General features: G+C 74.8%; 11 protein-coding genes and 2 pseudogenes. 5 read left to right on the top strand and 8 right to left on the bottom strand.

The window, feature by feature from the left end; translation table 11 throughout:
* Positions 1–8: 8 nt before the first annotated feature.
* Positions 9–1211, top strand: a complete 1203-nt coding sequence (locus tag ACZ404_RS32390; RefSeq protein WP_468446152.1) for a trans-sulfuration enzyme family protein — start codon at positions 9–11, stop codon at positions 1209–1211.
* A gap of 412 nt (positions 1212–1623) precedes the next feature.
* On the opposite strand, the gene ACZ404_RS32385 is transcribed toward ACZ404_RS32390, so the two are convergent.
* From ACZ404_RS32385 to pdxR, 3 genes are all read right to left on the bottom strand, one after another.
* Positions 1624–3054, bottom strand: coding sequence for a GNAT family N-acetyltransferase (locus ACZ404_RS32385; protein ID WP_468446150.1), 1431 nt, complete (start codon positions 3052–3054; stop codon positions 1624–1626).
* A 169-nt stretch (positions 3055–3223) separates the two neighbouring features.
* The gene (locus ACZ404_RS32380; RefSeq protein ID WP_468446148.1) at positions 3224–4810 is read right to left on the bottom strand and encodes an alkaline phosphatase D family protein; all 1587 of its coding nucleotides are present in this window, start codon (positions 4808–4810) and stop codon (positions 3224–3226) included.
* Between the two features lie 117 nt (positions 4811–4927).
* On the bottom strand, positions 4928–6358 hold the full coding sequence (gene pdxR / locus ACZ404_RS32375; RefSeq protein WP_468446146.1) for a MocR-like pyridoxine biosynthesis transcription factor PdxR: 1431 nt from the start codon (positions 6356–6358) through the stop codon (positions 4928–4930).
* Between pdxR and ACZ404_RS32370 the strand changes: the two are divergent.
* Positions 6349–7245, top strand: a pseudogene (locus ACZ404_RS32370) (EamA family transporter); the annotation flags it as partial. The gene pdxR and the pseudogene ACZ404_RS32370 overlap by 10 nt on opposite strands.
* 87 nt (positions 7246–7332) lie before the next feature.
* Here the strand turns inward: ACZ404_RS32370 and ACZ404_RS32365 are convergent.
* Both ACZ404_RS32365 and ACZ404_RS32360 read right to left on the bottom strand, forming a co-directional pair.
* Positions 7333–8163 (bottom strand): alpha/beta fold hydrolase, encoded by an 831-nt coding sequence (locus ACZ404_RS32365; protein WP_468446144.1) that lies wholly within the window; start codon positions 8161–8163, stop codon positions 7333–7335.
* 140 nt (positions 8164–8303) lie between these two features.
* Positions 8304–8969 (bottom strand): NADPH-dependent F420 reductase, encoded by a 666-nt coding sequence (locus ACZ404_RS32360; RefSeq protein WP_468446142.1) that lies wholly within the window; start codon positions 8967–8969, stop codon positions 8304–8306.
* Positions 8970–9090: 121 nt separating this feature from the next.
* Here ACZ404_RS32360 and ACZ404_RS32355 point away from each other — a divergent pair.
* Both ACZ404_RS32355 and ACZ404_RS32350 read left to right on the top strand, forming a co-directional pair.
* A pseudogene (locus tag ACZ404_RS32355) lies at positions 9091–9893 on the top strand (sigma-70 family RNA polymerase sigma factor).
* 134 nt (positions 9894–10027) lie between these two features.
* Positions 10028–10789 (top strand): GntR family transcriptional regulator, encoded by a 762-nt coding sequence (locus ACZ404_RS32350; RefSeq protein ID WP_468446140.1) that lies wholly within the window; start codon positions 10028–10030, stop codon positions 10787–10789.
* Positions 10790–10865: 76 nt separating this feature from the next.
* Here the strand turns inward: ACZ404_RS32350 and ACZ404_RS32345 are convergent, their stop codons facing one another.
* Positions 10866–12023, bottom strand: a complete 1158-nt coding sequence (locus ACZ404_RS32345) for an ROK family transcriptional regulator (RefSeq protein ID WP_468446138.1) — start codon at positions 12021–12023, stop codon at positions 10866–10868.
* Positions 12024–12245: 222 nt separating this feature from the next.
* On the opposite strand from ACZ404_RS32345, the gene ACZ404_RS32340 reads away from it, so the two are divergent.
* Complete coding sequence (locus tag ACZ404_RS32340; RefSeq protein WP_468446136.1) at positions 12246–12683, top strand: hypothetical protein; 438 nt, start codon at positions 12246–12248, stop codon at positions 12681–12683.
* A 42-nt stretch (positions 12684–12725) separates the two neighbouring features.
* On the opposite strand, the gene mug is transcribed toward ACZ404_RS32340, so the two are convergent.
* The gene (gene mug / locus ACZ404_RS32335) at positions 12726–13271 is read right to left on the bottom strand and encodes a G/U mismatch-specific DNA glycosylase (protein WP_468446361.1); all 546 of its coding nucleotides are present in this window, start codon (positions 13269–13271) and stop codon (positions 12726–12728) included.
* Entirely contained in the window at positions 13268–14710 is a 1443-nt protein-coding gene (gene purB, locus ACZ404_RS32330) for an adenylosuccinate lyase (protein WP_468446135.1), read from the bottom strand. The genes mug and purB overlap by 4 nt, the downstream gene beginning before the upstream one ends.
* Between the last annotated feature and the right edge of the window lie 45 nt (positions 14711–14755).

Here is a 14755-nt window from a genome sequence, read left to right as displayed (position 1 = left end):
CTTCCGCCATGGACTCAAGCCGCACCGGTGCCTACGACGGCGTACGCACCGCATCGAGAGCACTGGCCACCGAGGCCGTGCACGCCGGCCGCGACGACCTCGCCCGCCAGGGTCTGCACGCCCCGCCGATCGACCTGTCGACCACTTATCCCTCGTACGACAGCCGGGCCGAGGCCGCCCGCATCGACGCCTTCGCCACCAGCGGGGCCGACCCGGCCGGCCCGCCGATCTACGGCCGGCTCGGCAACCCGACCGTCGCCCGCTTCGAGACCGCCCTCGCCCGGCTGGAGGGCACCGAGTCCGCCGTCGCCTTCGCCAGCGGCATGGCGGCCCTCAGCGCCGTCCTCCTCGCCCGGTCGGCCATGGGACTGCGGCATGTGGTCGCGGTACGGCCGCTGTACGGCTGCAGCGACCATCTGCTGACCGCCGGGCTGCTCGGCACCGAGGTCACCTGGACCGACCCGGCCGGCATCGCCGACGCGCTGCGTGCCGACACCGGCCTGGTGATGGTCGAGTCCCCGGCCAACCCCACACTCGCCGAGGTCGACCTGCGGGCCGTCGCCCACGCCTGCGGCTCGGTCCCGCTGCTCGCGGACAACACCTTCGCCACGCCGGTGCTGCAGCGCCCGGCCGAGCAGGGGGCACGGCTGGTGCTGCACAGCGCCACCAAGTACCTCGGCGGGCACGGCGACGTCCTGGCCGGTGTGGTGGCCTGCGACGAGGAGTTCGCGGGGCAGCTGCGGCAGATACGGTTCGCCACCGGGGGCGTGCTGCACCCGCTGGCCGGTTATCTGCTGCTCAGAGGCCTGTCCACGCTGCCGGTCAGGGTGCGGGCCGCCTCCGCGAGCGCCGCCGAACTGGCCCGCCGGCTCACCGCGGACCCGCGCGTGGCCCGCGTCCACTATCCGCGTCTGGGCGGCGCGATGGTCGCCTTCGAGGTGCACGGCGACCCGCACGAGGTGATCTCCCGGGTCCGGCTGATCACCCCGGCGGTGAGCCTGGGCAGCGTCGACACGCTCATCCAGCACCCGGCGTCCATCAGCCACCGCATCGTCGACGCCGACGACCGGCGCGGCGCCGGCGTGAGCGACCGACTGCTGCGGATGTCGGTGGGCCTGGAGGACGTCGACGACCTCTGGGCGGACCTGGACCGGGCCCTTGGCGAACACACTCCGCAGGCGGTCCCCCTGCGCGAGGCGGTGGGCCGCTGACCCGACGCGACCACCACCGCCAAGGGGTGCGCAGCCCACTGCGCGCCCGGCGGTGCGGGTGGCCCGCCGGAGGCCCCGGGCGCGGCGCCCGGGGCCTCCGGCGAGGCGCCTGCGCAGGATCCCGCCGGGCCGCGCGGCACCGGCGCGGTCGGGGCCGACCTGACCCCGGCCTGCACCGGCTGCCCCGCCCGGGCGTGCACCGGCCGACCGCCGCGGGTCCCGCACGGCCCCGGCCACGTCAGGCATGACCGGCTGACCACCGCGCGGGCGCCGCACGGCATCCGGCCCGGGGCCGCGCGGGCCACGGCACCGTCGGCCGCCGTCGTACCGGCCGGGTGCTGTCGGGGCTGGTGGGTGGGAGGAGCGGGCGGTCCGGCAAGGGGCCGGGGTGTCCGTTCGTCGAGGGGCGGGGTCAGTCGCGGGCTGCCGGGTGGCTGAGCGGTTCGCCGTTCCGTGTCGCGGCGCGGGCGGTGTCGAGGCGGGCCGTGATGACCAGGGTGCCCTCCTCGATCTGGTAGTCCAGCGGCAGCCCGAGGTTGCGCATCGCGGCGACCATGCCGGTGTTGGAGGACCGGGTCACGGCGTACACGCTCTCGCAGCCCGCCTCCACCGCCATCGCCACCAGCCGGCCGAGCAGCTCGGCGCCGATGCCCCGCCGCTGCCAGTCGTCCTCGACCAGCAGCGCGACCTCCGTCTCGTCGCCGTCCCACAGCAGATGCCCGAGGCCGACGATGCGGCCGGAGGCGGTCTGGGCGGCCAGGGTCCGGCCGAAGCGGGGGCTGAGCAGGTGGTTGAGGTAGCGGTCCGCGTCACCGACCGGGCCGTGATAGCGCATGCCGAGCGTGCGCGACGAGCACCGGTCGTGCATCGCCCGCGCCGCGGCCAGGTCACCTGTGTCCACCCGGCGCACGGTGATGTCGTTGCCCTCCGGCAGCGTCAGGACGTCATGGCCGGCCGGGATGCGCGGACCGAGCCGGCTGTCCAGCTCCACCAGCGTCCGGGCCCGCGCGAACTCGGCCGGGGTGAACGGCAGGTACGGCCGCTCCACGGTGATCACGCCGCCCTCCGGCGCCCGCAGCCGCATCACGGTGTCCTCCAGCACCCCCTCGTCGGACACCTGCTCCGGCCCGCGGCCCCCGCCGACCGGCGCGGCGGGCAGCGACCGGATCGTGCACCGGCCCAGCAACTGCCGCAGCGCCAGCGGCAGTTCCGCCGCGTCCAGCGCCGTACGCACCGCGAGGCCCAGCACCCGGGTGGGTGCGTCCACCAGGTCGTGGGTGTCGGCCCGCTCGATCCAGGTGGACGCGCCGCCCGCCAGCGACACCGCCCGGGTGATCTCGGCCGCGGCCAGCGCCTCGGGTGCCCGCAGCAGGAACTCGTCCACCGTGCCCTCGGCCAGCGGATGCGTCTGCAGGCTCAGGATGTCGACCCGCTGCCCGGCCAGCGCCGCGCACAGCGCCGCCAGCGAGCCGGGTTCGTCGCGCACCGTCGTCCGCATCCGCCACAGCACGCTCCCCCCGGGCACGTCCCGTACCGGGGAGACGGCTTCGGCGGGCCCGGCCGGCCGCACCCCCGCGGCCGGCCGGGCACCGGTATCCACGGCCGGCGGTGCGTGCCCGTGACGCCTGGCCCACCAGGTGTGGAAGGCCACCGTCGCCGCCAGGACGAGCGCCGAGATCACGAGCAGCGCCGGTCCGTCGGGCCCGTGCCCGATCAGGTTCGCCACCCCGTCGGCCACCGCGACGGCCGTGAACAGCGCGGCGAGTTCGACGAGGTCCCGCCGCCAGTGGTGCACCGGCCGTCCGTGCTTCGTGCGGTGCGCAGGAGAGATGTCTGGAGTCATGCATCCACTGTGAAGGAACGGTGTTGCGTGATCACGAACGCTTTGTGACCGATGGGTAAAGCATGCTTGCGCCCTTTTTGCGCCAAAAGTGCCGCGCCGCGCACCGGGGGATGACGCCGGTGCGCGGCACACGTCCGAGCCTACGGGACAAGGGCGCCCCTACGGCGTTCTACTGGCCGACCCGCCCCGGCTGCAGCGTCCGGGTGAACAGCACGGTGCCGTCCTGCTCGCGCAGACGGACGGTCAGCTCACCGCTGTCGCCGTCGATGTCGACCTCGCCGAAGAACTGGTAGCCGCCGGCGGGCGAGACGTTCGACGCGGTCGGCGCCTTGACGAACACCCGTTCAGGGCCGAAGGTGCCGTCCAGCGCACTGGCCGGGAAGGCGCCCGCGTTCAGCGGCCCGGAGACGAACTCCCAGAACGGCTCGAAGTCGGTGAACGCGGCCCGCGACGGCTGGTAGTGCTGGGCCGAGGTGTGGTGCACATCGGCCGTCAGCCACAGCGTGCCGGTGATCCGGCGGTGCTTGATGAACCGCAGCAGCTCCGCGATCTGCAGCTCCCGGCCCAGCGGGGCGCCCGGGTCGCCCTGCGCCACCGCCTCGAAGTTCGGCCTGCTCTCCACCGGGTCGGGCACCACCAGCCCGAGCGGCATGTCCGCGGCGATCACCTTCCACACCGCCCGCGACCGGGCCAGCTCCCGCTTCAGCCACTCCAACTGCTCCCGGCCGAGGATGCCCTGCGGGTCCACCGTCTGGTCGTCGGGCGAGTTGGCGTTGCGGTAGGTCCGCATGTCGAGGACGAACACGTCCAGCAGCGGGCCCTGGCGCAGCACCCGGTGGACGCGGCCCTCCCGGGCGCCCGGGCGCAGCGTGGAGACGGGGAAGTACTCGCCGAACGCCCGCCGGGCCCGCGCCGCCAGGACGTCGATGCTCTTCTCGGTGTACCGGGTGTCGGTGGAGGCGATCACCTCGCCCGGGTACCAGTTGTTGCGCACCTCGTGGTCGTCCCACTGGATGATGCCGGGCACCTGGGCGTTGAACCGGCGCTGGTTCGCGTCCAGCAGGTTGTACCGGAAGTTGCCCCGGAACTCGGCGAGGGTCTCGGCGACCTTCGCCTTCTCCTCGGTGGTGACGTTCCGCCAGGTGGTGCCGTCGGGCAGGGCCTGGGTGGCGGTGATGGGGCCGTCGGCGTAGATGTTGTCGCCGCTGCACAGGAAGAAGTCCGGGTCCAGCTTCGCCATCGCGTCGTAGATCCGGTAGCCGCCGCGGTCGGGGTTGATGCCCCAGCCCTGGCCCGCCAGATCGCCGGACCACAGGAACCGCAGCCCGTCGCGGCGCCGCCGGGAGACGGTGCGGAAGGTGCCGGTCACCGGCTCGCCGGTGCGGCGCGGGTCGTCGGGGTCGGCGAGCAGCACCCGGTAGTGGATCTGCTCGCCGGCGGGCAGGCCGTGCAGCCGGGTGGTGCCGGTGAAGTCCGTGCCGGCGCCGAGCAGCGGCCCGTGCCATCTGCGCGGGTCGCGGAACGACTCGGTGGCCGAGGTCTCCACGATCATCCGCGCCGGGCGGTCCGAACGTACCCACACCAGACCGGAGTCGGCGCTCACGTCGCCCGTCTGCACGCCCCACCGGGCCTCGGGGCGCCCGGAGAGGGCGAACGCAGGCGCCGCGCCGAGGCCCGCGGGCAGGGTCAGGGCCGCCGACGCGGCGAGGGAGCCGCGCAGAACGCTGCGGCGGCCGGGGAAGGGACGGTGTGACATGGCTGCGCCTCCAGGGACGGGGATCCGGCCAGTGTGCGGAGCCACACCTACTGGTGCGCCGCGGCGCGCACGCGAACCGCAGGTGAACAACGGCCCGCGCGCCGCCGCATCACCCCGTTAGCCCTCCAGTGCCTCGGCCATCAGCCGTACGCCCGCCGCCGTCCGGGCCGGGGACAGATGCGCGTACCCGAGCACCAGCCGGACCCGTTCGTCGCCGGTACGCGCGTGCGTGCAGGCACTGAGCGGGAGTACGGCGACCCCGGCGGCGGCGACCCGCCGCAGGAAGGCGTCCTGCGGGCCGTACCGTTCGGGCAGGTCCGCGATGGCGTGCAGGCCCGCGGCGATCCCCGACACCCGGGCCCCGGGGAAGTGCTCGGCCAGGGCGGCCACCAGGGCGTCGCGCCGCTCCCGGTAGGCGCGCTGGCAGCGGCGCAGCTGCCGGTCGTAGTCGCCGCGCTCCACGAACCGCGCGAACACCGCCTGGTCCAGGGAGGGATGACCGAGGTCCATGGTCCGCTTGCGCTCCACGACCTCCTCCGCCAGCGCCTCGGGCACCAGCAGCCAGCCGAGCCGCAGCCCGGGGGCGAGGGACTTGCTGACCGACCCCATGTAGGCGACGCGCTCCGGATCCAGGCCCTGCAGGGCGCCCACCGGTGCGCGGTCGTAGCGGAAGTCCCCGTCGTAGTCGTCCTCCAGGACCAGTCCGTCCACCGACCGCGCCCAGGCGAGCAGTTCGGTGCGCCGCCGCGCGGAGTACGCGATCCCGGTCGGGTACTGGTGGGCGGGCGTCGTCACCATCGCCCGTACGCCCGAGTCGCGCAGCGCCCCGAGCGCCGGCCCGTCCTCGTCCAGCGGCAGCGGTACGGCGCCCAGGCCGGCCGCCGCGTACAGGGCGCCGTGCTGCGGGCTGCCCGGATCCTCGACCCCGATCGTGCGCGCCCCGCGCGCGTGGAGCACGGATCCGAGCAGCGTGGCCGCCTGCGCGACACCGGAGACGATCACCAGCCGCTCCGGGTCGGCGACCACCCCTCGCCGGCGGGCGAGCAGCCCGGCGAGCGCGGTGCGCAGCCGGGGCAGCCCGCGCGGGTCCGGGTAGCCGAGCTCGTGGTGCGGCGCCTCGGCCAGCACCGCGCGGTGCACGGCCGCCCAGGCGGCCCGCGGGAACAGCGACAGGTCCGGCGTCCCCGGGACGAAGTCCGCGCGGGCGCCGGGGGAGCGGGGGGCGAGGTCACGCGCGCGGGGGCGGGCGGCCCGCACGTCCTCACCCACCCAGGTCCCCGCACCCCGCCCGCTGCGCAGATAGCCTTCGGCCGTCAGCTGCTCGTACGCCTCGGTGACCAGCCCCCGGGACACGCCCAGGTCGCCGGACAGGTCGCGGCTGGAGGGCAGCCGGGTGCCGGGGGCGAGCCGGCCCGAGCGGATCGCCTCGCGCAACGCCTCCTGAAGGGCACGCCCCCGCGCGCGTGCCGGTGCCGAGGCGGCCGGCAGCAGCAACTCCCACGCCGCGGAACCCGCGAGCCCGCCCCCAGTGGTCCCCGATGACGTCATGGAAGTGGACCTTAAACCGGACCGCCCGGCTTCCTAGCGTCGCCGTCATGAACGCCGCAGCCCCTGCCACCGCCCGCAACCGACACCCGCACGCGCGCATGACGGCCGCCACGCGCCACGGCGCCCTGCTCGCCGCCCTCGCCTGCGTCCTCGTCGGCGGATCCTTCACCGCCAACAGCGTCCTCGGCCACTACCCGTACGCCGGCGGCCAGTTCCTGCGCTACGCCCTGGCCTGCCTGCTGCTCGCCCCGCTCGCCGGACGGGACGCGGGCCGGAGGCTGCGCGCGCTCGGTGCCCGCCGGTGGGCACGTCTCGCCCTGCTGGCCGCCGTCGGCATGGTCGGCTTCAACCTGGCCGTCCTCGCCGCGGAACGCACCGCGGAACCGGCCGTCCCCGGGGTCTTCGTCGGCTGCGCGCCGGTGGTGGTCGCCGTGGTCGTCCCGCTCCTCGACGGACGCCGTCCGCAGCGCGCGGTGCTCCAGGGGGCGCTGCTCGTCGCCGTCGGCGCGTTCACCGTGCAGGGCTGGGGGCGCACGGACGGACCCGGGCTCGCCTTCTCGGCGGGTGCGCTCGGCGGCGAGGTGGGGTTCGCGGTCCTCGCCGCACCGGTGCTGCGCCCGCTCGGGCCGCGGCTGCTGTCCGCCACGGTCTGCGGTGTCGCCGCGGCCGAGGCCGCGCTCACCGGTGCGGTGCTCGACGGTGGGGCCTGGCTGCGCCGCCCCGACACCACCGAGACCCTCGCGCTGGTCTGGCAGGCGGTGGTCGTCACCGTCGTAGGCTTCGTGTGCTGGTACCGGGGGATGCAGCGGCTCGGCGCGGAGCGCGCCACGCTGTTCTCCGGGCTCATCCCGGTGGCCGCCGCATGCACCGCCCCGCTGCTCGGCACGGGCGCCTACGGGCCCGCACAGGCGGCGGGCAGCGCCCTGGTGGGCGCCGGGGTCGCCCTCGGCTCCGGCGCGCTCGGTCCGCGCGGGTCAGCGGCTGCCGTCGAGGAGGACGCGCGCGACCAGCGCCGGGTCGTCGTTCATCGGGCAGTGGCCGCAGCCGGGCAGTCGCACGAGCCGGGCGTGCGGGATGATCGTCTTGGCCCGGACGCCCTGGCGGCGCACCAGGAGCCGGTCCCGGGTGCCCCAGGCCACGGTGACCGGCAGACCCGGCAGGCCGTCGGTGAACTGGACGGTGGTGCCCGCCCGCAGGGTCGCGTCGAACCCGGTGGCCCCCGCGAGCGCGAGTGTCTCGGCGACCACGGCCTCGGGTGAACGGCGGGCCGGGCGGCTGTAGATGGTGCTGGTCAGCGCGGTACGGCCGGCCGCGCTGCGGGACAGCCGCTCCACCAGCGGCAGCGGGAGCCGCTGCGAGATGCCCCGCATGGCGAGCAGCACCGCGAAGGCGTACCGCCGCTCGGCCTCGGTCCAGAATCCGGCCGGGGACAGGGCGGTGACGGACCGTACGAGCTTCTCGCGGCCCAGCTCCAGGGCCAGCAGACCGCCCAGGGAGTTGCCGGCCACGTGCGGACGGTCCAGCTCCAGCGCCTCGAACAGGGCGCCGAGCACGGAGTTGGTCGTGGGCAGGTCGTAGGCCAGGCCGGCCGGCAGGCCCGGGGACGCCCCGAAGCCCGGCAGGTCCACGGCGATCACCTCGCGCTCGGTGGCGAGGATGTCCACCACCGGGTCCCACGCCTGCCGGTGGTGGCCGATGCCGTGCAGCAGGACCAGCGGCTCACCGCGGCCCACCCGCGCGCAGGACACGGTCACGTCCTGCGCGCCGAGGGCGGTGCGGACCGGGAAGGAGACGGTGGCGGACATGGGGGTGCTCCTCGTCTGGGCTGCTGACGGACGCCGTAGACAGCTTGTCAGCAATTACTACCCGCCGGTAGCCCCCGGAGGGGTGCGTGTCCCGCCGTACCGCCCACCGCGCGGTCCTGCACCGCGCGCGTCCGCACCCCTCATGCGCGCGGCTGGTGCGCGCGGCGCACCTCGACATTGAAGTCCGGGTGCCCGAACCGCCCGAAGAGGGTCAGCCACAGCGGCAGCAGCATCTCCACCGCCCGCGCCGACCGGATCCCGCCGAGGTCCAGCACCCGCTCTGCCGGCCAGCCGAACTCGCCGAGCAGCTCCCGCACCTGGTCCTTCGCGCCCGCGTCCTCCCCGCACACGAACAGGTTGTGCTCCCCCGGCACCCGGCCCGGATCCACCATCACCTGGCAGTTGACGGTGTTCAGCGTCTTCACCACGCGCGCGTGCGGGAAGGCCCGCTGGATCTGCTCGCCCACGCTGTCGGACTCCACCGGGTCCAGACGCACGTCCCCGTCCTCCACCTTCAGCGGGTTGGAGACGTCCACCAGGACCTTGCCGTCCAGGTTCTCCGCGCCCGCCGCCCGCAGCGCCGCGAGCGCCACCCGGCCGCCCACCGCGTTCACCACCACGTCGGCCGCCGCGGCCGCCTCCGCGAACGTCCCCGCGTGCGCCCGGCCGCCCGCGACCGTGGCCCACTCCTGGGCCACCGGGTTGTCCTTCGCACGCGAGCCGAGGGTCACCTCGTACCCCAGCTCCACCAGCCGGCCGGCCAGTGTGCGGCCCACCTCGCCCGTGCCCAGCACCGCGTACCGCATCGGTCACCTCCCGGACCCCGGCCGCCGGCCACCGGCGGTCCGCCGACATTGTGGTCCGCACCGGCCCTGGACGGGCCGATTCCGCCTGGACACCGGGGGGTGTGTCGGATGGGAGGGGCCGGTGGGCGACGACACCGCGACCGAGGTCTTCGAAGAGCACCGGCAACTCCTCATGGGGGTCGCCCACCGCATGCTCGGCCGGGTCGCCGACGCGGAGGACGTCGTCCAGGACGCCTGGCTGCGCTGGTTCCGCGCCGACCGCGCCGAGGCCGCGAACCGCGCGCCTACCTCGTGCGCATCACCACCCGGCCGGCCATCGACCGGCTGCGTCAGGCTCAGGCACGCGCCGAGACCCATGTCGGCCCCTGGCTGCCCGAGCCGTACGTCACCGACTTCGGCGACACCGTCTCCGACACCGCCGAGCGCGCCGTGCTCGCCGACTCCGTCTCCCTCGCCGTACTCGTCGTCCTGGAGACGCCGACGCCGCTGGAGCGCGCCGTCTTCGTGCTCCGCGAGGCCTTGGGCTCCGTACGCCGAGATCGCCGGCCTCCCGGAGCGCGGCGGGGCGGCGGTACGGCAGCTCGCCGCACGGGCCCGCCGGCATGTCGCCGAGGGCCGGCCGCGCCACGAGGTGGATCCCGGCCGGCGCCGGGACCTGGCCGAACGCTTCCTCGCGGCCGCGGGCGGGGGCGATCTCGACGCGCTGATGTCCCTGCTCGCGCCCGACGTCCGGCTGGTCGGCGACAGCGGCGGCAAGGCGAAGGCGCCCGTGCGGATCCTGCACACCGCCGACAAGGTGGGCCGCTTCCTGGCCGGCGCCGCGCGCACCGCCGCGCCGGGGGCCGGGTCGACGTCGCCGACGGGCGCATCACGGCCGTGTACATCGTCCGCAACCCCGACAAGCTGCGGTCCCTGACCGGCTGAGCCGGACGCCCCCGCGTACGGGGATTGGTCTTGACCAAGGGGTACGGCCGCCCTATGGTCGCAGATAAGTGCAACAACCTTTAATAAACAAGGGCGCTAAAAGCCGCCGGACCACGGCTCTTGCGGAGGACAGGGTGGGGACCACGCAGCTGGAATCGGTGCCGGAACCGAAGTACTGGCATCTCAGGACCGTACTCAGTGAGGCACTGGACTCCGAGTTCTCGGTCGGTGAGATCCTGCCCAACGAGCGCGAACTCGCCGCCCGCTTCGGCGTGGCCCGGGCCACGCTCCGCCAGGCCCTCGAACAGCTCGAGCTGGAAGGCCGGCTGCAGCGCCGCCGCGGCGTCGGCACGACCGTCGCGCCCCCGCGCGTGGGCGTGGCCGTCGGCACCCGGCAGCACGCCTGGCCGGGGGCCTCCGACGACGCGTGGCAGCCCACGGACTGCGTCCGGGCCGCCCCGCCCGCCGCCGTCGCCGCCGCGCTGGAGACCGGCGCCGGCGAGAGCGTGCACACGGTGCGCCGCTCCCGGACGTCCCAGGGCCAGCTCGTCGCCACCGAACTGCTCTATGTCCCGGCCGCCTCCGTGCCGGACCTCACCGCGATCGACGCCCCGAACGGCCCGGCACGCGCCCGTGCGGTGCTGCGCGAGCTGCAGCGCCTGGAGCTCGAGGGCCAGGACCGCGCCGTCGAGCTGGGCTCGGCCCGCGCGGACGACGCCAAGGACCTCGACCGGCTGCCCGGCGCCCCCGTCCTCGTCGTCACCACCCGCTTCCACGCCGAGGGCCGCACCGCCGCCCTCTCCGTGGCCACCTACCGCGCGGACACCTGCCGGCTCACCTTCGGCGAGTCACCCGACGTGGAGATACACCACGACCCGGAACAGCGAGCCTCCTGACCCGCCTGCGTCGAACGGTCGCACCCGAGCGGCCCGCCGCCGGTCCGGCTCGTGGTGATCGCGCGCCCCGGCCGGATCAGCGGCGGGCCGTCACCGTGCCCTCCACCGCGAAGAGTTGCTCCTCGACATGGTCGAGGGCAAGGCGCAGGGCACCCGTGGGAACGGCCGCCTCGCCGAGCAGGGACAGGGCGACGCGGGGCGGCCTGAGGCAGTAGCGGGCGAGTTCACGGCGCAGCGGATCGAGGACGCCGTCCAGACCGGCCGCCCAGCCGCCGATGACGACCAGCTCGGGGTCGAGGGCCAGCACCAGCGCGGCCACGTCGTGCACCAGCCGCTGGATGAACCTCTCGACGGCCGCCCGGGCCCGCCGGTCGCCCTGCCGGGCGAGCGCGAACACCTCGGCGACCGCCTGCTCGTCCAGCGGATGCAGCGGCTCGTCGGTGGTGGACAGCAGCGTCTCCGGGGTCGCCTCCCGGCCCAGCAGATGCAGCGCGCCGATCTCCCCGGCCGCCCCGCCGTACCCGCGGTGCAGCCGCCCGCCGATCAGCGAACCCGCGCCCGGGCTGAGCCCGGCCAGCACGAAGACCACGTCGTCGGTCTCCGTCGCCGCCCCCTTCCAGTGCTCCGCGACGGCCGCCGTGTTGGCGTCGTTCTCCACCAGCACGGGGCACTTGAAGGAGCGGCTGAGCCGTTCACCGAGCCGAAGGCCCGTCCACTCCGGCAGCGCCGTCCCCAGCCGGATCGTGCCGTCGGCCTCCACGATGCCCGGCGTGCCCACCCCGACCGCCCGCAGGGAGCTGCGCGCCACCCCGGCCCGGCGCAGCAGCTCGGCGACCGCACCGCGCAGCCGGTCCAGCCGCTCGTCCGCCGGAGCCGTCTCGTCGACCTCCTTGGCCTGCGCGCCCAGCAGCCGGCCGTCCAGGTCGGACAGCAGCGCGGCCACCCGGTGCGCGCCGATCTCCAGGCCCAGCAGATGCCCGGCCTCGGCACGGAACCGGAACCGGCGGGCGGGCCGACCCTGACGGCGCGCGGTGCCCTCCTCGGCCGCCTGTTCCACCACGAGCCCCGCCTCGATGAGCCCTTCCACGACCCCCTCGACGGTCGGCCGGGACAGTCCGGTGACCCGGGTGACCTCGGTGAGCGTCGCGCAGTCCGTGGCACGCAGCGCGTGCAGCACCACCGCCGAGTTGATCCTCCGCAGCAGCGAGGGATCGCCACCGGTCAGCTGCCCCACCGTCCGTCCTCCCAGCTCGCGGGCGTGTTGGGCGGATCGTACTCGGCCCGGCCCACCCCGGCGAGCGCCGGGCGGGCCGGAATCCGCAGGCGGCCGTCACGCGGATCCGGGCGGCGTGGCGGGAGCGCCGACGCTCACGGGAGCGTGGGCCGTGAAGCTCCTCGGGCACAGGGGTGCTTGACGGGCCGCCAATTGTCAGTGGTGCCCGCTTTACTGGATCACATGGACATCGCGAACTGTCTTGCCGTGATCGACCAGCTGTGCGCCCGGGAGTTCCCGGCGGAGCACGGCCGGACGGACGTCGGCACGGGCGGGCCGGGGTACCTGACAGCGGCGCTGGAGACCAGCGGCGACTTCTACGAGGACGACGGAAGCGAGCGGGAGGAGACGGAGGCGCAGTTCGAGGCCGACCGGGACGCGCTGGGGGAGCGGCTGGCCGAGCGATGGGGTCCGGCGGACGCGTTCGGCCTGGCGGGGGTGTTCCTGCGGACGCTGGCGGGGGAGGAGATACCCGAGCCCTGGGCCACCCTCGCCACGCATGTCCCGGACGTGCAGGCGTGGCGGGCCGGGGGCCGCTGGATCGTCCTGGGCATATCCCAGTGGGACGGCGAACTCCCCTTCCAGCTCCTGGCGGTGGTCACCTCCACGGACCCACCCTGACCGGCACGGCCGCACGGCCGCACGGCCGCACGGCCGCCGGGGCTAGGCCGGTGCCGCCTCCCGCAGCCGGGCGAACTCCTCCGCCATCGTCGCCGTCGTCCAGTGCGCGTTGAGGCCACTGGGGTTGGGCAGCACCCACACCCGGGTGTCTGCGATGCCCCGTTCCTGCGGCCCCACTTGGGCCGTGCGATCCCCGAAGGCGGCCCGGTACGCGGTCACCCCGACCACCGCCAGCCATGCCGGCTTCAGCAGCGCCACCTTGGCCGCCAGCAGCCTGCCGCCCTCGAGATACTCCTCGGCGGTCAGCTCGTCGGCCCGCGCCGTCGCCCGTGCCACCACGTTCGTGATGCCGAGCCCGTACGTGAGCAGCTCCTGCTGCTCGGCGGGCTTCAGCAGCCTCGGGGTGAAGCCGGACAGGTGCAGCACCGGCCAGAACCGGTTGCCGGGCCGCGCGAAGTGGTGGCCCGTGGCCGCCGTCATCAGACCGGGGTTGATCCCGCAGAACAGCACACGGAGACCGTCCGCGACCACGTCCGGGACGAGGCGGTCGCGGGCGGCCTCCAGTTCCGCCCGGGTGAAGCGGGTCAGAGGATCGCTCCGGGGGTGTAGCCGGCGGCCTCCGGGTGCTGCTTGACGATCTCCTCGATCCGGCCGGCGACCACACCGACCTGGTCGGCGGCCGCACCGGTGAAGGACAGCTTGTCGGCCATCAGCGCGGCCAACTGCTCGCGGTCGAGCGGGAGGCGCTCGTCGGCGGCGAGCTTGTCGAGCAGGTCGTTGCGCTCGGCACCCTGCTCGCGCATCGCCAGCGCGGTGGCGACGGCGTTCTCCTTGATCGCCTCGTGCGCCACCTCACGGCCCACACCCGACCGCACGGCGCCCATGAGCACCTTGGTGGTGGCGAGGAACGGCAGGTACCGGTCCAGCTCGCGGGCGACGACGGCCGGGAACGCGCCGAACTCGTCGAGCACCGTCAGGAAGGTCTCCAGCAGGCCGTCCAGCGCGAAGAACGCGTCCGGCAGCGCGACCCGGCGCACCACCGAGCAGGACACGTCGCCCTCGTTCCACTGGTCGCCCGCCAGCTCGCCGGTCATCGACGCGTACCCGCGCAGGATCACCATCAGGCCGTTGACGCGCTCGCAGGAGCGGGTGTTCATCTTGTGCGGCATGGCCGAGGAGCCGACCTGGCCCGGCTTGAAGCCCTCGGTGACCAGCTCGTGCCCGGCCATCAGCCGGATGGTCTTCGCCAGCGACGACGGGGCCGCGGCGAGCTGCACGAGCGCCGTGACGACCTCGTAGTCCAGCGAGCGCGGGTAGACCTGGCCGACGGAGGTGAAGGCCTGCGAGAAGCCCAGGTGGCCGGCGATCCGCCGCTCCAGCTCGGCGAGCTTGGTGGCGTCCCCGCCCAGCAGGTCCAGCATGTCCTGCGCGGTGCCCACCGGGCCCTTGATGCCGCGCAGCGGGTAGCGGCCCAGCAGCTCCTCGACCCGGCCGTACGCCACCAGAAGCTCGTCGGCGGCGGTCGCGAAGCGCTTGCCGAGGGTCGTGGCCTGCGCGGCCACGTTGTGCGAGCGGCCGGCCATGACCAGCTCCGCGTACTCGCCCGCGAGCTTGCCGAGGCGCGCCAGCACGGCCACCGTGCGGTCGCGCATCAGCTCCAGCGACAGCCGGATCTGCAGCTGCTCGACGTTCTCGGTCAGGTCGCGGGAGGTCATGCCCTTGTGCACGTGCTCGTGCCCGGCGAGGTCGTTGAACTCCTCGATCCGCGCCTTCACGTCGTGCCGGGTGACCTTCTCGCGCTCGGCGATCGAGGCCAGGTCGACGGTGTCGAGGACACGCTCGTAGTCGGCGATCGCCTCGTCCGGCACCTCGATGCCGAGGTCCTTCTGGGCCCGCAGCACGGCGAGCCAGAGCTGCCGCTCCAGCTTCACCTTCTGCTCGGGCGACCAGAGCGTGGCGAGCTCGGCGGAGGCGTAGCGTCCGGCGAGGACGTTCGGGATGCGGGGCTTGGCGGGCGCAGAAGTCACGTGTCCAGAGTCTACTGGCGATTCGTGCAGGCCAGCGCCACGGTT

The organism is Streptomyces sp. NPDC030798, from assembly GCF_055572275.1.
Note: the sequence above shows the minus strand (reverse complement) of the source record. Positions and strands in the feature narration are given on the sequence as shown.

Excerpts from the sequence above, each read along its gene's own strand:
- ACZ404_RS32390 (WP_468446152.1), top strand. The coding sequence starts at position 9 with ATGGACTCAAGCCGCACCGGTGCCTACGACGGCGTACGCACCGCATCG.
- ACZ404_RS32365 (WP_468446144.1), bottom strand. The coding sequence starts at position 8,163 with ATGTCCGCCACCGTCTCCTTCCCGGTCCGCACCGCCCTCGGCGCGCAG.
- ACZ404_RS32385 (WP_468446150.1), bottom strand. The coding sequence starts at position 3,054 with ATGACTCCAGACATCTCTCCTGCGCACCGCACGAAGCACGGACGGCCG.
- ACZ404_RS32340 (WP_468446136.1), top strand. The coding sequence starts at position 12,246 with ATGGACATCGCGAACTGTCTTGCCGTGATCGACCAGCTGTGCGCCCGG.
- ACZ404_RS32360 (WP_468446142.1), bottom strand. The coding sequence starts at position 8,969 with ATGCGGTACGCGGTGCTGGGCACGGGCGAGGTGGGCCGCACACTGGCC.
- pdxR (WP_468446146.1), bottom strand. The coding sequence starts at position 6,358 with ATGACGTCATCGGGGACCACTGGGGGCGGGCTCGCGGGTTCCGCGGCG.
- ACZ404_RS32380 (WP_468446148.1), bottom strand. The coding sequence starts at position 4,810 with ATGTCACACCGTCCCTTCCCCGGCCGCCGCAGCGTTCTGCGCGGCTCC.